Below are 16,022 nucleotides of genomic sequence, written 5' to 3'. Positions count from 1 at the left end.
TTCGGCTTAAAGCCGGGCGGCGATGCTCTGGATCAATGACCGGGAAAATCCACCAGGCTGAAACAGGTAACACCCTGTTTTGCAAGGCGCTGCTCGCCGCCCAGATCGAAGAGATTAATCATAAATGCGGCATCGCTGACTTCACCACCCAGCCGGCGGATCAGCTTTACGGTGGCTTCAATGGTGCCGCCGGTTGCCAGCAGATCGTCCACCACCAGCACCTTGTCGCCGGGCCTGATGGCGTCGACGTGCATTTCCAGGCGGTCGGTGCCATATTCCAGGGCGTAGCTCTCGGCAATGGTTTCACGCGGCAGTTTTCCCGGCTTACGCACCGGAACGAACCCTACGCCCAGTCCGAGGGCCACCGGCGCACCGAACAGGAAGCCGCGCGCCTCGGTACCAACGACCCTGGCGATCCCGGCATTTTTATAGTGCCCGACCAGCAGCTCAATGCTAAGGGCGTAGGCTTGCGGATCTTCCATCAGGCTGGTCACATCGCGGAAAAGAATGCCCGGCTTCGGGTAATCCTGTACGCTGCGGATACTATTTTTAAGAAATTCAAGCTGCTGTGCAGTCGCGGTCATGGATATATGCCTGCTGATAACTATTGCTCACGGCGCACCCGTGCGGAGTCAAGGCTCTGATAGCTCTGCCTTTCGCCGCCTGCGCCCGAAAACGGACGAATTTACTGGCTGCGGGCCACAATTGCAACAGCGATGAGCAGGCTTCAGTTCTTTTGTTGCGCTTTATCAATCACCGGTATCCGCCACAAAAAAAGCAGCAGACAGGCCAGAATAACCAACAGCAGAATCCGCACCCACGCCAGCTGCACCAGCCACAGCGAAAGGGCGAACGTCACCAGCATGATAGCGATGGCGCGCGGCTTTGCTCCCGGCGGCATCGCGCGGTGCTTCTGCCAGTGGCGCAGGTAGCCGCCGAACCACGAACGATAGAGCAGCCAGCGATGAAAACGCGGCGAGGAACGGGCGAAGCACCAGGCCGCCAGCAGAATAAACGGCGTTGTCGGCAGTACGGGCAGAACCACGCCCAGCGTACCTAAGGCTATCGCCAGCCAGCCGATGATGATTAAAATAATACGTTGCATAATATATACAGTGAGAACACAGAGTGGCTACTTTAGCATAACGGTTCTCATTTTCATTGGAGTGTCAAAGTGAAAACAGCCCTGCTGCTGCAAAAGCTGGAAGATCGGCTCGCCGACCTGCGCCGGCGCTGCGCGCCGATAGCGCAGCACGCGACCCTGAGCGCCCGCTTCGATCGTCAACTTTTTCGCACCCGCAGCACCCGGCTGCAGGCGTGTCTTGCAGAGGCCGAAGAGCATCTCGCCGCGCTGCGCCTGGCGGTGGAGCGCCAGCAGCTGCCGCAGGCTGCCTGGCTGGCCGGGCAGCTCGCCTCTCAGCTGGAGGCTATCGCCCGGGAGGCCGACAGCTGGCAGCTGAGAGTCTGGGACAGCGCCGCGCCGGGGCTGGCCCGCTGGCAGCGCCGTCGCCTGCAGCATCAGGAGTATGAGCGTCGGCTGACGGCAATGCTTGAGGAGCGCCAGGTCCGCCTCGACCAGGAGCCAGACGCCGACCGTCGACAGGCGCTGCGCAACGAAGTCGTGGCCTGGGAGGGCCGGCTGACGCGCTGTCGCCGGGCGCTGGCAAAAATTGAAGGCGTGCTGGCGCGCTTAACCCGTTAATCCAGGAGCAGATATGTCCCTTGAAACCGCCCCCGATGAGGTCAAGCTGGCCGTCGATCTGATTATGCTGTTAGAGGAGCACGAGGTGGCACCCGATACGGTGCTGAAAGCGCTGGAAATCGTCCGCCGCGATTATGAACGCCGGCCGCCTTCGTCGGCAGGCCGCCAGGGCTACGGGCGCGAAACGAAGTAAGCGCTTCCTGTCCGGCGGGGCCGGATCGGGCCAGCGGGTTTACGCTCCGTCGCGCCGGGGCCTTAATCGGCGGCGGGTGCCGGATCGTCGCCCTTCATCTCGCGCTTCACCTCGGTTACCTCATCGCCCTGCTTATTATGCAGATGCACTTCCAGCTGGTTGAAGGCAATATCAATCCCGTTTTCCCGGCACAGGCGATCGATGGTCCGGTTCAGCTCATCCACCGTATGGCTGCGATCGCGCAGCTCGCGCACGTACAGGCGCAGCTCGTGATCCAGCGTGCTGGCCCCGAAGGTGGTGAAAAAGACCGCCGGCTGCGGGTCATGCATGACTTTTGGATGGGTCATCGCCGCCTGCAGCAGCACCTGCTTCACCTTATCCAGATCTGAGCCGTAGGCCACGCCGAGGCGGATCACCAGCCGGGTGGTGGTGTCCGACAGCGACCAGTTAATCAGACGCTCGGTAACGAACGCTTTATTCGGGATGATCACCTCCTTGCGGTCGAAGTCGGTGATGGTGGTGGCCCGGATGCGGATCTTGCTGACCGTGCCGGAGAAGGCACCAATGGTGACCGTATCGCCAATGCGCACCGGGCGTTCGAAAAGTATGATCAGACCAGAGACAAAGTTGCCGAAGATCTCCTGCAGGCCGAACCCAAGACCGACCGACAGCGCCGCCGCCAGCCACTGCAGCTTATCCCATGAGACGCCGAGCGCGCCGAACACCGCCATCGCCCCCACGGCGATAATAATGTAGTTAAGAATGGTGGTAATCGCGTAAGAGGCCCCCTGACGCATTTTCAGCCGCGACAGGATCAGCACCTCCAGCAGCCCCGGCAGATTGCGGATCAGCGCCCAGCTGACGATGGGGATAATAATGGCAAACAGCAGGCGGCCGAGGGTCACGTTTTTCACCACCGGCGAGCCGGCTTCGCTGCCGTTATAGTGCCAGAGCGTAATGCTGTCGAGATAGCTGAACACGGTGATAAGATCGGACCAGATAGCCCAGAACACCAGGCCGAACAGGGCAACCATCAGCAGCATCGTGATGCGCAGGGTCTGCTGGTTAACCTGCTCCAGCGCGATGCCCGGCTCCTCCTGCGGCTCCGCCCCTTCCGCCCCCTCCTTCACCATGTTCTGGCGGCGGGCGAGCGCCCGACGCCAGGCGATGCGCCGGGCCGCCACGCTCAGGCCGCGCAGCACCGTCTGGTAGAGCAGGTTCCAGACGATGACCAGATAGACGGTTTCGATCCAGCGCCCCGACAGCCGCAGCGTGGTATAGAAGTAGCCGGTGGCGGTGAGGGCCATCAGGGCAAGGGGGACAATCGACAGGACGGTCACCGTCAGCAGCCGCAGGCCGTGGGACTCCTTATCGCGCCAGCTGTCGCGGCACATGGGCCACATCAGACCGGCGATCAGCAGCAGATTGAGAAAAATCATCGACTGGCCCAGTACGTCATCCATCAGATGCAGCGGGGAGAGCCCGGCGACCACCGACCAGAAGTGCAGCGGCAGCAGGGCGAGGCTGATGCGCACGATCTGCCGACGCCAGTGGCCGGTCAGCTGCGCCGGCATACCAAAGTGGCGAATGGCCACCCCCTCTTTTTCCAGCACTTTCCAGCACAGGCCGAAAACCAGCCAGAAGATCGCCAGTTTCTTGCTGAAGGCCCACAGCAGATCGCTGATATTAAGCTGCAGAGTAAGCAGAATCAGGCCGATGGCGAGGATCGTCAGGCACACCGGCAGCGCGCGGATCAGATCGATCAGAATCGCCTTCGGGGTGTTGAGCTGGCTGTCGTTACGCAGCGAGCCGACGGCGGCAGCCAGCTTTTGCTGGTACGCCCTTAGCCACGCCAGCCGCCAGTGGATCAGCCCCCCGATAAGCAGCAGCGGCAGGCCCGCCAGAAAAGCAATAAATAGTGCCGGCCAGGCCTTTTGCCAGTTGACAGTGATGTTCATTGCCGCAAACTGCTCCTTCAGCGTGTCGGGAAAAGCCTTGATCCAGTCCCAGTCCATCGGCCGATTGCTGTTCACCCAGAAAATTTGCTGGGTCAGGATCTCTTTGAGGTTTTTTGAGACGCTCACCAGCTGCTGCTGGTTGATCTGCAGGTTAATCGCCATCATCAGCTGATTGCCCAGCTGTTTGTTCAGTTGATCCAGCAGCTCGCGACGCATATCCACCACCTGCAGCAGCGCGTCGTGAACGTCAGCGTTGACCTCGTCGGCGTGCCCCTCTTCCAGCCGGGCGACGAAGGCGTCGTTCTGAAACAGCGCATCGCGCTGCTGATTAATTTCAAACTGCTCCAGGCGCAGGTCGGCAATTCGGTTGGTCATATCGGCAAGTTCGCCCGCCGAAGGCAGGGTCTGCTGCTGCTGGTAGAGGATACGCGACAGCAGCAGGCTGCCTTTCAGCACGGCGATCTGTTCTTTAATATTGCGTTCTGACTGCAGGGCGCGGTCGAGCCAGTTTTTGATCTTAATGTTCTGCTGCATCAGCATATTACCGTTTTCGGTGGCCGTAATCAGACGCTGGCTCAGCTGCTGATTAACCTCAAGCTCCTGCTTTACCAGCGGGTTTTCCTGAATCCGCGCCGTTTCATCCGGCGTCATTGCCTCCTGCGCCGTTTTTTCAGTCAGCGTCAGTCGCTTATTGTTTACCGCCTCCTGCAGAAGCTGCAGCTGATGCTCCAGGCGATTGCTGTTAGCAGTCACGTAGTCACGCTGCTTTTGCAGGGTATCCTGCAGCACCGTATTGCCTTCAAGGCTTTTGCGCTGCTGGTCAATCTGCGCGTTCAGCAACGCCTGCTGCGCCTGCAACAGCACCTGCTGGCTGGGGCGTAACGCGCTCTCGTCCGCGCTGGCACCGTCGAGTCGGTTACGGATCTGCTGCATCTGCTGCGAAGCGGCGAACATCGCATTCTGCACCCGCTCCGGCTGGGTCTGCAGCGACACCAGCTGGCTGTTGTAGGTCGCGAGATCGTTCTGCGCATTCTGCAGTTCGTCCAGCACCTGCGCCACGCGCAGCTCCAGCTGGCGTAGCGACAGCTGGCGCAGCGTTTTTCGCGTCTCGTCGTCATTATCCACATCGCTGAGGGCGGCCAGCGCCTCCGTCGCCTGGCGCATCTTATCGGGAGCCTGGGCCACCTTTTGCCTCAGCTGGGCGGTCTCTTCTTTTACCCGATCGATGTTTTCCAGCGTGGCGAGGGTTTCAAGCAGATCCTGGCGCACCGGCTTATCGCTGGCGGCCAGCGCCTTTTGCTTATCCAGGATATCCAGCTGACTTTGCACATCCGCCTTCGACGGCAGATCGCCGCTGCCCTGCATACGGGCAAAAACCGTCGCCTGGCCGCACAGCGTCAGCAGAAAAAAGAGGAAGAGGATCAAAAGCGACGGCCGGAAACGGCGATAAAATGGCGACGTTGTCATAATAATGGAGGTTTCTACACCAGAAAAATGACCGAAACTAGTCATTCCTCCAGAATATCACGGCAACCACAGACAAAATAGAGACAACGAAACAGTCCCGGAGAATTCCTGGGGTACAGTTTCAGACCTTAGGGGCGCGAAGCGTTGGACAATGTTGATAGGTTTCCAGCAGAATAGCGACATAGCTGCGGGCCTCTTTATGCAGGTCGAAGGACTGCGGTGCAAACAGCCAGTTTTCCATAATGCCCGAGATAAAGCCGCGCATAATGACCGCCGCGCGGCGGGTGAGCAGATCTGCGGGCAGCATCTTTGCCTGGATGCAGTGCGCTAATATCTGCTCAATGCGGTCGTAGCTCTCCAGACAGAGCCTGCTCTGCGCCTGCTGCACGACGGCCATTTCGCCGACAAATTCGCATTTGTGGAATATAATTTCCATCAGCAGGCGGCGACGTTCTTCGGTTACGGTAGCTTCAAGCAGATGAACTAAGATTTCTCTTAGCACTGAGAGTGGATCGTCAGGGAATTTTGCCTGATACTCAATTTCCAGCTCACCAATACTGGACTCTGACAGCTCCCATATTTCAGTAAATAAATCCGATTTATTTTTGAAATGCCAATAGATTGCGCCGCGGGTAACGCCAGCCGCCTTTGCAATCTCCGTGAGCGAGGTTGCGGAAACGCCCTGTTGCGAGAACAAATGCAGAGCCACATCAAGAATATGTTGACGTGTTGCAAGCGCTTGTTGTTTGGTTTTTCGTGCCATATGTCGGTGAATTTACAGGCGTCAGATTTACATACATTTGTGAATGTATGTACCATAGCACGACGATAATATAAACGCAGCAATGGGTTTGTGGACTTTTGACCATTGATCAATTTGAAATCGGACACTCGAGGTTTACATATGAACAAAAACAGAGGGTTTACGCCTCTGGCGATCGTTCTGATGCTCTCAGGCAGCTTAGCGCTAACAGGATGTGACGACAAACAGGCCCAGCATGGGGGCCAGCAGATGCCCGAAGTTGGGGTTGTAACGCTAAAAACCGAACCTCTGCAGATAACAACTGAGCTTCCGGGCCGCACCAGCGCTTTTCGCATTGCGGAAGTTCGCCCTCAGGTCAGCGGCATTATCCTGAAGCGTAATTTCACCGAGGGCAGCGACGTCGAAGCGGGGGTGTCTCTCTATCAGATTGATCCTGCAACCTATCAGGCCAGCTACGCCAGCGCTAAAGGCGATCTGGCTAAAGCCCAGGCGGCGGCAAGCCTCGCCCAGGTGACCGTCAGCCGTTATCAGAAGCTGCTGGGCACCCGCTACATCAGCAAACAGGAATATGACCAGGCGCTGGCCGACGCCCAACAGGCGAACGCCGCCGTCGTCGCCGCCAAAGCCGCGGTGGAAACCGCGCGCATTAACCTCGCCTACACCAAGGTCACCTCACCTATCAGCGGCCGCATCGGCAAGTCGTCCGTCACCGAAGGGGCGCTGGTGCAAAACGGCCAGGCTACCGCGCTGGCCACCGTACAGCAGCTCGACCCTATCTACGTGGATGTCACCCAGTCGAGCAATGACTTCCTGCGCCTGAAGCAGGAGCTGGCCAACGGCACGCTAAAGCAGGAAAACGGCAAAGCGAAAGTTGAACTTATCACCAGCGACGGCATTCAATTTCCCCAGACGGGAACCCTGGAATTCTCTGACGTCACCGTCGACCAGACCACCGGCTCCATCACCCTGCGCGCGATTTTCCCCAACCCGCAGCGCACTCTGCTGCCGGGCATGTTCGTCCGCGCGCGCCTGGAAGAGGGGATGAACCCTAACGCCCTGCTGGTGCCACAGCAGGGCGTCACCCGTTCGCCGCGCGGCGAGGCGACCGCGCTGGTCGTGGGCGCTGACAACAAAGTAGAGTCCCGCCAAATCGTCGCCGCGAAGGCTATCGGCGATAAGTGGCTGGTTACCGACGGGCTGAAGCCCGGCGATCGCGTTATCGTCACCGGTCTGCAAAAAGTGCGTCCTGGCGCGCAGGTGAAGGTGCAGGAAGCGTCCGCGGAGAGTAACCAGCAGGCCGCCGAAGGTAAACAGCCTGAGCAACCCAGGTCTTAACCTGAACAGGAGCCGTTAAGACATGTCTAATTTCTTTATCGATCGCCCGATCTTCGCCTGGGTGCTCGCCATCATCATCATGCTGGCGGGGGGGCTTGCGATCCTCAAACTGCCGATCGCGCAATATCCCACCATTGCGCCGCCGGCGGTAACGATCTCCGCATCCTACCCGGGCGCGGATGCCCAGACCGTGCAGGACAGTGTTACCCAGGTTATCGAACAGAATATGAACGGTATCGATAACCTGATGTATATGTCCTCCAACAGCGACTCGACCGGGACCGTGCAGATTACGCTGACCTTTGAGTCCGGCACCGATGCGGATATCGCCCAGGTTCAGGTGCAGAACAAACTGCAGCTGGCGATGCCGCTGCTGCCGCAGGAGGTTCAGCAGCAGGGCGTGAGCGTAGGCAAGTCGTCCAGCAGCTTCCTGATGGTGGTCGGGGTCATTAACACCGACGGCACCATGACCCAGGAGGATATCTCCGACTACGTCGCCGCCAATATGAAGGACGCCATCAGCCGCACCCCGGGCGTAGGTGACGTGCAGCTGTTCGGTTCCCAGTACGCCATGCGCATCTGGATGGACCCGACGGCGCTGAATAACTATAAATTAACGCCGGTTGACGTGATCGCCGCAATTAAAGCACAGAACGCCCAGGTGGCGGCGGGCCAGCTGGGCGGCACCCCACCGGTGAAAGGCCAGCAGCTCAACGCCTCGATCATCGCGCAGACGCGCCTGACCTCCACCGACGAGTTCGGCAAGATATTGCTGAAGGTTAACCAGGATGGCTCCCAGGTTCGTCTTCGCGACGTGTCGAAGATCGAGCTGGGAGGCGAAAGCTACGACGTGGTTGCGAAGTTTAACGGCAAACCGGCGTCGGGTCTGGGGATCAAGCTGGCCACCGGCGCGAACGCGCTGGATACCGCGAAGGCTATCCGCGCCGAGCTGGCGAAGATGGAGCCTTTCTTTCCGTCAGGCCTGCAGATCGTCTATCCCTATGACACCACGCCGTTTGTAAAAATCTCCATTCAGGAGGTGGTAAAAACGCTGGTCGAAGCGATCGTCCTTGTGTTTATCGTTATGTATCTGTTCCTGCAGAACTTTCGGGCGACGCTGATCCCGACCATCGCCGTACCGGTCGTCCTGTTAGGCACCTTTGCGGTGCTGGCGGCCTTCGGATACTCAATAAACACACTGACCATGTTCGGGATGGTGCTGGCCATCGGCCTGCTGGTGGATGACGCCATCGTAGTGGTGGAGAACGTCGAACGTGTGATGACCGACGAGGGGCTGCCGCCGAAAGAAGCGACGCGCAAGTCCATGGGCCAGATCCAGGGGGCGCTGGTGGGGATCGCGCTGGTGCTGTCAGCGGTATTTATCCCGATGGCCTTCTTTGGCGGCTCCACCGGAGCCATTTACCGTCAGTTCTCCATTACTATCGTCTCGGCGATGGCGCTCTCCGTGCTGGTGGCGCTGATTCTGACCCCGGCGCTGTGCGCCACGCTGCTGAAACCAGTGGCCAAAGGCGATCACGGCGAAGGTAAAAAGGGCTTTTTCGGCTGGTTTAACCGCATGTTTGATAAGAGCACGCACCACTACACCGACAGCGTCAGCAATATTCTGCGCGGCACCGGTCGTTATCTGCTGCTTTATCTGCTTATCGTCATCGGCATGGCTTACCTGTTCGTGAAGCTGCCAGGCTCCTTCCTGCCGGAGGAAGACCAGGGCGTATTCCTCTCGATGGCCCAGCTGCCCCCTGGCGCAACGCAGGAGCGTACCCAGAAGGTGCTGGACCAAATGACGGACTACTACCTGACCCAGGAAAAAGACAACGTTAAATCCGTGTTTGCGGTTAACGGCTTTGGCTTTGCGGGCCGCGGTCAGAACACCGGCATTGCGTTTGTGTCGCTGAAGGACTGGGGCGAGCGCCCAGGCAAAGAGAATAAGGTCGAGGCCATTACCGGCCGCGCTATGGGCGCCTTCTCGCAGATCAAAGACGCCATGGTGTTCGCCTTTAACCTGCCGGCGATTGTTGAGCTGGGTACGGCGAGCGGCTTTGACTTTGAGCTGATCGATCAGGCGAACCTTGGCCATGAAAAGCTCACCCAGGCGCGAAATCAGCTCTTTGGCATGGTTGCGCAGCATTCGGATCTGCTGGTCGGGGTGCGCCCTAACGGCCTGGAAGATACGCCGCAGTTCAAGATTGATATCGACCAGGAGAAAGCGCAGGCGCTTGGCGTGTCCATCAGCGATATTAATACGACGCTCGGCGCGGCCTGGGGCGGGAGCTATGTCAACGACTTTATTGACCGCGGTCGCGTGAAGAAAGTGTACCTGATGTCCGAAGCCAAATACCGTATGCTGCCGGAGGATATTGGCAACTGGTACGTTCGCGGCAACAACGGGCAAATGGTGCCGTTCTCCGCCTTCTCCACCACCCGCTGGGAGTATGGTTCTCCGCGTCTGGAGCGCTACAACGGCCTGCCGTCTATGGAAATTCAGGGCCAGGCGATGCCGGGCAGAAGTACCGGTGAAGCGATGGCGATGATGGAAGAGCTGGCCAGCAAGCTGCCGTCCGGCATCGGCTACGACTGGACCGGAATGTCTTATCAGGAGCGGCTGTCCGGCAACCAGGCCCCTGCCCTGTACGCTATCTCTCTGATTGTCGTCTTCCTGTGTCTGGCGGCGCTGTACGAGAGCTGGTCCATTCCCTTCTCCGTTATGCTGGTGGTTCCGCTGGGGATTATCGGCGCGCTGCTGGCGGCAACCTTCCGCGGGCTGCCAAACGACGTTTACTTCCAGGTGGGCCTGCTGACCACCATCGGCCTGTCGGCGAAGAACGCGATACTGATCGTCGAATTCGCTAAGGATCTGATGGATAAAGAGGGTAAAGGGCTGACGGAAGCGACGCTGGAGGCGGTTCGGATGCGTCTGCGCCCCATTCTGATGACCTCGCTGGCCTTTATCCTTGGGGTAATGCCGCTGGTAATCAGCTCCGGCGCAGGCAGCGGCGCGCAAAATGCCGTCGGCACCGGCGTTATGGGCGGGATGATCACAGCAACCGTACTGGCAATCTTCTTTGTTCCGGTATTCTTCGTGGTCGTTCGTCGACGCTTTAGCCGCAAGAGCAGCGATCTGGAACACAGCCACCCGGTTGAACAACGCTGATAGATATAAGGCCGCACAAGCGGCCTTCAGGTTGATGACAAAGAGGGAAAAACGTGGTTTTTCCCTCTTTGTGGTTAGCAGCCGGAAATCAATGAATTGATTTTCCTTGTTTATTTTTGTGGTGATTATGGCCGAACGAGTTCGGCCTGGGGTTTGTCATCAGTCTCAAGGCCGCACAAGCGGCCTTTTTTATATACCCGTCATACTTCAGGCTGCACGTGCGTTGGCTTCTGGTTACACGTCTCATCCATAAGACTCACTCCGACGGGCCGCCGCGGCGCGGCGTTCAAATATTTAGGGTATAAAAACACTTATTAACAGTAAGATTATTTCCACCGTTCAAATAACAAAGATCGCCCCGCAAGCCGTAGACTATTCCGACAAGCATTGGTGGATTCTTATTTTTTTCAGTTCTTTCAATAAAAATCAGGACTATTCCTGGCTTTTCTTTTTCTTAATTTCTGCTAGCGGCTGCATCAGTAGCATTATCCCAAAACGCCCTCCCCCAGGTTATATAGCTAAATAACCGGAATGATCTATCCCGCCTGAAAAAGATGAGGCGCGGTAACTACCAGACCCGCGAACGAAAAATCCGCCAGAAAGAGCGTTAAACTACCGCAGGCCGCCGGACCATGTCTGCGATAACGGAGCGGCAAGCCTGCAACAACGCGAAAAACCGCTGAATACAGAGCGTACGGACCATCCGGAGAATAACGGAAAACAAAAGCCATAAGCGGCGCGCCTTCCGCTTCACTGCATTTAAGGTGGCCGGACAGAGTGACATTAGTAATGAATGAAAGACATTAATCTTTCTTTAATAAGTTTCTCAAGCAGGTAAATACCGCCGGACCGGCCGCAGAGGAAGAACGGCCAGGACGTTGCCTCTGAATAATTTACGGATATAACCGGGCGCAGTACGTTTTGCTCAGCCGTAGCGCCGGCCCGAAAGGGTAAGGCGGCAAACATATGACAAAGGTTCTCCGCCGTAGACGGCTTTCAGCGAGGGACAGGGTATCACCCCGTCGGAGTGAACGCGCCGGACTGTGGCTCAGAGGTATGTCGGAGCCAACGCAGAGGCAGGCTGGCGTCTCACAGGTATAAGTCAGTGTAGAAGACGCCACCTGGAGTCTGCTAAAATCTACGGAGAGCATATCGACCATTAAATTGTAATTTTTCGTTCCAGGACGATGAAATCTTTAATAGAGTAGATTATAGTTAAAACATCAGAAGAAGAGCGCAAGTTTCCGGCCAGGTCGTTGTATCCATCCCGAAAGGTGTTCGGTTTGTTCAAGCCACTAAAAAGGGGATGCGTATGGATGAATATTCACCAAAAAGGCATGATATAGCTCAGCTCAGATTTCTCTGTGAAAATTTGTATCATGACTGCCTTGCAAATCTTGAAGAAAGTAATCAAGGCTGGGTAAATGACCCGACCTCGGCAATCAATCTTCAACTTAACGAACTGATAGAGCATATTGCAACCTTCGCACTTAATTATAAGATTAAGTACAATGAAGATAATAAGCTGATTGAACAGATTGACGAATATCTGGATGATACGTTTATGCTGTTCAGCAGCTATGGTATTAACACACAGGATTTACAGAAATGGCAAAAATCCGGCAATCGCCTGTTTCGCTGCTTTGTCAGTGCGGCACAAGCGAATCCTGTCAGTCAGTCCTGCTAAAAAATTCTACAATTATAGGTAAGATTTATGTCCGATAAACCATTAACTAAAACTGATTATTTGATGCGTTTACGACGCTGCCAGTCCATTGACACGCTGGAGCGTGTTATCGAAAAGAATAAATATGAATTATCCGACAACGAGCTGGCGGTATTTTACTCAGCGGCCGATCACCGCCTTGCGGAATTGACCATGAACAAACTGTACGACAAGATCCCCTCCTCCGTATGGAAATTTATTCGCTAATTGTCAGGTGACAGCCCCCTTTTCAGAGCGACCGTCCGTTGTATTGAACACGTCAGTTGACGTGCTTTCTGGCGTTTCCTGGACAACGACGGTCCCCATTCTGTGCGGATTAAACAACCGGTAAAAGCCCATGCGGCGTTACCGCCATTACGCTGCGCAGCCGGCAATGCCCCTGCTGATACCCACGGCGCGCCCGGGCAGAAACGTTAACGGCACCGCCGGGCCATTACGCCGTCTGAATGTCCCCTGCGTCGCCCTTTCCACGCCAGCCAGCGGATTTGCCTTTATCTTTCCGGCTCACGGCACATAAGTAGCAAACGCGCCCTCTCTCTGATGCCAAGACAGGCTATCCTTTACCGGTGGCTACAAATCAGCACGTCAACAAGCCGCCGTGAGAGGTGCGCCAACTACAAATGTAATTTTCTTGATAAATTATGGTTAATTTTTTATTTTAAAAGAGGCAATACGGCACTTGAAATAGCACGTCCTCCCTGGGTTCACGCAATTCCGAAGGCAAAAGATGAAAGAAATACAGCGTCTGCTTACTGAAACCATTGACGATCTTAACGCACGCGAAAAGCGCGATAACCGTCCCCGCCTTAGCCTCAGCTTCATCCGTAAGCACCCCGGACTGTTTATCGGCATGTATATGGCGTGGTTTGCCACCCTGGCGGTCATGCTGCACTCTGACACTCTGGCGGACTCCGTCTGGCTGCTCGTGGCGCTGTTCATCCCGTTAAACGGTTTTTTCTTTTTCGACGTTGCCCCGCGCTACCGCTACGAGGATATCGACGTGCTCGACTTCAGGGTCTGTTACAACGGAGAGTGGTACAACACCCGCCCGGTTCCGCACTCCCTGATCGCCACCATTATGCAGTCTGCCCGGGTGGAGAATCAGCTTAAAACGCAGCTACAGAAAATGGTCGCCCGGAAAGGCGAGCTATCGTTCTACGATATTTTTACCCTTGCGCGCGCGGAAGCGAAGCGTTAACCGGAAAAGCGCCTCCGCTACGGCACATGGCGACCTCCAGCTTTTTTGTCTCTCTTCCGCCTCGCTTCAGGTGCCGGATTTGTTTAGCCTCGTCCATACGCCTGACACACGGCAGCCGGAGGATCGCAGATTATAAAGAAAACAGGGAGATGGCGAACAGCGCGGCCGGGCGGCACAAATGGGTGGGGGCCCTGCCAGCTACATCCCGGCACACACGTCATCTGCCTTGGCTGCTTCCTTCCGGACCTGACCTGGTAAACAGAGTAGCGTTGCGGGAGAACCAGCAGGGCCCCCATTGAGAGCGTTGTTAACCAACGCGCAGGCGCATTATCACTGCTGTACCCGCTAATTGCAACCCGCGCCGCGCCGGATGCTGTTTTCTTGCGCAGCCCGCCCTGAATCTGCGATCATGGCTAATTACCAGCAAAGCAGAACAGGAACCCATAATGGAAACGGAAGATACGTTCCCTCACCGGGTCTGGCAGATTGTTGCGGCTATTCCGGAAGGTCGCGTCACCACCTACGGCGACATCGCCAGGCTTGCCGGCTCCCCGCGCGCGGCGCGCCAGGTCGGCGGCGTCCTGAAGCGGCTCCCGGAAGGCAGCAAGCTGCCCTGGCATCGGGTGGTCAACCGCTACGGCTCCATCTCCCTAAGCGGTCCGGATTTACAGCGTCAGCGCCAGGCGCTGCTGGCAGAAGGGGTGGTGGTTTCCGGCAGCGGGCAGATCGATCTGCACCGCTACCGCTGGGAAGGCTAACTCTCTTTGCGGCAAGAAAGGATTGCTTCCTTTAATACCGGGTGGGTGCCGGGATCGCTGAGGAGGGATTGACCTGCGTCGGGGATGTGTAGGGCACGGTGGTTGTCGCGCCGCCGCTCGCCTGTACCGGCACCGCCGTTTGCTGAACAGGAACCAGCGTCAGATCCACTTTTTTACCACCGTTATTGATTGCCGGCTTCACGGTATCGCTGATAAATACCAGCCTGTTGTCAACGGCAATGGTTGCGCTCAGCAAAATGCGGGCATCCGGCCTGACGTCCGATGGATTAAACGGCAGCACGAAGCTGAACGGTGCCTGTTTTCCTTCGGTGCGTACCGCTTTCTGCGACAGCACCTTAGACGGCGCGTTAGACATTGAAGCATCGGAAAGGGTGACGGTCAGCACGGCATCAGGCGGCAGGGCCACCTTCTGACGGATCCACACCGTACCGGATACGTTAGGCTGCTGAATAGTGGGCTGCGTGGCGTTTATAGACAGATTTGGGTTTGGCGCAGGCGTCTGGATATCTGCGCTCTTATCCGCGCAGGCCGCCAGAGATACCGCAACCGCTAAACCACTTACCATGTGCACGAGTTTCATTCAATTCTCCTTATCATCAATGCACCAGCAGGTTACTTTTCCCCCGCCGGAAGAGTGGTTAACAAAAACATAACGTCAATAAGTGTGGCACATATCACTCTTTTTTGCCTGGAATCAGCCCGCCATTCAGATTTTTGTACCGTTCGGCCCCCTCACGAAATTGCGTTATACTCAGGGCCTGTTCGCTTTGGCACCCTTGTTACCTGGAGAACTCACATGAGTCAGGCACTGAATAACCTGCTGACATTATTGAACCTGGAGAAAATTGAGGAAGGTCTCTTTCGCGGACAAAGTGAAGACCTGGGGCTTCCCCAGGTGTTTGGTGGGCAGGTGGTAGGCCAGGCGCTGTACGCCGCCAAGGAGACCGTGCCGGAAAAGCGTCTGGTGCACTCTTTCCACAGCTATTTTTTACGTCCGGGCGACAGCCGTCAGCCGATCGTATATGACGTGGAGATCCTGCGCGACGGCAACAGCTTCAGCGCCCGCCGCGTTGCTGCCGTCCAGAGCGGCAAACCCATATTTTTCATGACGGCCTCCTTCCAGGCACCGGAAGCGGGTTTTGAGCATCAGCAGCAGATGCCTGCGGCTCCTGCTCCTGACGGCCTTCCCTCCGAGACGGAAATCGCCCGCTCGCTGGCCCATCTGCTGCCACCGACCCTGAAGGATAAATTCCTCAGCGACCGCCCGCTGGAGGTGCGCCCGGTCGAGTTTCATAACCCGCTGAAAGGCCATGTTGCCGGGCCGACGCGCCAGGTGTGGATCCGCGCCAACGGAGAGATGCCGGATGATATCCGCGTGCACCAGTATCTGCTGGGCTATGCCTCCGACCTCAATTTTCTGCCCGTCGCCCTGCAGCCGCACGGCATTGGATTCCTGGAGCCGGGCATTCAGATCGCCACCATCGATCACTCCATCTGGTTCCATCGCCCGTTCAGCCTGAACGACTGGCTGCTCTACAGCGTGGAAAGCACCTCCGCTTCCAGCGCCCGCGGCTTCGTGCGCGGCGAATTCTGGACCCAGGAGGGCGTGCTGGTGGCCTCGACGGTTCAGGAAGGCGTCATGCGTCAACGTAGCTGATGGACACACATCCCGCGGCGGCGGGCCACAGCCACCAATACCGCCGCCGCCCGATATCGCCTTTATTGCCCC

At 57.1% G+C, this 16,022-nt stretch carries 14 protein-coding genes and 1 other RNA gene; 9 read left to right on the top strand and 6 right to left on the bottom strand.

The window, feature by feature from the left end:
• Window positions 1-32: 32 nt before the first annotated feature.
• Together apt and GJV78_RS00450 are read right to left on the bottom strand one after the other, a co-directional pair.
• Entirely contained in the window at window positions 33-584 is a 552-nt protein-coding gene (gene apt, locus GJV78_RS00455; protein WP_155106465.1) for an adenine phosphoribosyltransferase, read from the bottom strand.
• Between the two features lie 143 nt (window positions 585-727).
• Window positions 728-1,105 (bottom strand): DUF454 family protein, encoded by a 378-nt coding sequence (locus GJV78_RS00450; protein ID WP_155106464.1) that lies wholly within the window; start codon window positions 1,103-1,105, stop codon window positions 728-730.
• Between the two features lie 69 nt (window positions 1,106-1,174).
• On the opposite strand from GJV78_RS00450, the gene priC reads away from it, so the two are divergent.
• Both priC and rsmS read left to right on the top strand, forming a co-directional pair.
• A complete protein-coding gene (gene priC, locus GJV78_RS00445) occupies window positions 1,175-1,702 on the top strand; it encodes a primosomal replication protein N'' (protein ID WP_167519289.1) in 528 nt (175 codons plus the stop codon).
• Window positions 1,703-1,715: 13 nt separating this feature from the next.
• Entirely contained in the window at window positions 1,716-1,895 is a 180-nt protein-coding gene (gene rsmS / locus GJV78_RS00440; RefSeq protein WP_155106463.1) for a pleiotropic regulatory protein RsmS, read from the top strand.
• Window positions 1,896-1,957: 62 nt separating this feature from the next.
• Here rsmS and mscK read toward each other — a convergent pair whose 3' ends face one another.
• Window positions 1,958-5,365: a mechanosensitive channel MscK gene (gene mscK / locus GJV78_RS00435; protein ID WP_407929001.1), complete on the bottom strand. Its 3,408-nt coding sequence runs from the start codon at window positions 5,363-5,365 to the stop codon at window positions 1,958-1,960.
• A 76-nt stretch (window positions 5,366-5,441) separates the two neighbouring features.
• Window positions 5,442-6,083: a multidrug efflux transporter transcriptional repressor AcrR gene (gene acrR, locus GJV78_RS00430; protein ID WP_155106462.1), complete on the bottom strand. Its 642-nt coding sequence runs from the start codon at window positions 6,081-6,083 to the stop codon at window positions 5,442-5,444.
• Window positions 6,084-6,224: 141 nt separating this feature from the next.
• Here acrR and acrA point away from each other — a divergent pair, with 141 nt between their 5' ends.
• From acrA to GJV78_RS00405, 5 genes are all read left to right on the top strand, one after another.
• The gene (acrA, locus tag GJV78_RS00425) at window positions 6,225-7,418 is read left to right on the top strand and encodes a multidrug efflux RND transporter periplasmic adaptor subunit AcrA (RefSeq protein WP_155106461.1); all 1,194 of its coding nucleotides are present in this window, start codon (window positions 6,225-6,227) and stop codon (window positions 7,416-7,418) included.
• A 22-nt stretch (window positions 7,419-7,440) separates the two neighbouring features.
• The gene (gene acrB / locus GJV78_RS00420; protein ID WP_155106460.1) at window positions 7,441-10,590 is read left to right on the top strand and encodes a multidrug efflux RND transporter permease subunit AcrB; all 3,150 of its coding nucleotides are present in this window, start codon (window positions 7,441-7,443) and stop codon (window positions 10,588-10,590) included.
• A gap of 1,312 nt (window positions 10,591-11,902) precedes the next feature.
• The gene (gene tomB / locus GJV78_RS00415) at window positions 11,903-12,277 is read left to right on the top strand and encodes an Hha toxicity modulator TomB (protein WP_155106459.1); all 375 of its coding nucleotides are present in this window, start codon (window positions 11,903-11,905) and stop codon (window positions 12,275-12,277) included.
• 27 nt (window positions 12,278-12,304) lie between these two features.
• Entirely contained in the window at window positions 12,305-12,523 is a 219-nt protein-coding gene (locus GJV78_RS00410; protein WP_155106458.1) for an HHA domain-containing protein, read from the top strand.
• Between the two features lie 520 nt (window positions 12,524-13,043).
• On the top strand, window positions 13,044-13,514 hold the full coding sequence (locus tag GJV78_RS00405) for a YlaC family protein (RefSeq protein ID WP_155106457.1): 471 nt from the start codon (window positions 13,044-13,046) through the stop codon (window positions 13,512-13,514).
• 189 nt (window positions 13,515-13,703) lie between these two features.
• Here the strand turns inward: GJV78_RS00405 and ffs are convergent.
• Window positions 13,704-13,800: signal recognition particle sRNA small type (ffs, locus tag GJV78_RS00400), an RNA gene on the bottom strand.
• A 160-nt stretch (window positions 13,801-13,960) separates the two neighbouring features.
• Between ffs and GJV78_RS00395 the strand changes: the two genes are divergently transcribed.
• The gene (locus tag GJV78_RS00395; protein ID WP_155106456.1) at window positions 13,961-14,272 is read left to right on the top strand and encodes an MGMT family protein; all 312 of its coding nucleotides are present in this window, start codon (window positions 13,961-13,963) and stop codon (window positions 14,270-14,272) included.
• A gap of 31 nt (window positions 14,273-14,303) precedes the next feature.
• Here GJV78_RS00395 and GJV78_RS00390 read toward each other — a convergent pair whose 3' ends face one another.
• Entirely contained in the window at window positions 14,304-14,873 is a 570-nt protein-coding gene (locus tag GJV78_RS00390; protein ID WP_155106455.1) for a YbaY family lipoprotein, read from the bottom strand.
• Window positions 14,874-15,089: 216 nt separating this feature from the next.
• Between GJV78_RS00390 and tesB the strand changes: the two genes are divergently transcribed.
• Window positions 15,090-15,950, top strand: coding sequence for an acyl-CoA thioesterase II (gene tesB, locus GJV78_RS00385; RefSeq protein ID WP_155106454.1), 861 nt, complete (start codon window positions 15,090-15,092; stop codon window positions 15,948-15,950).
• Window positions 15,951-16,022 lie beyond the last annotated feature (72 nt).

It is taken from the genome of Intestinirhabdus alba, from assembly GCF_009711095.1.
Taxonomy (GTDB): Bacteria; Pseudomonadota; Gammaproteobacteria; order Enterobacterales; family Enterobacteriaceae; genus Intestinirhabdus; species Intestinirhabdus alba.
This window is presented reverse-complemented; position numbering and strand designations above follow the sequence as displayed.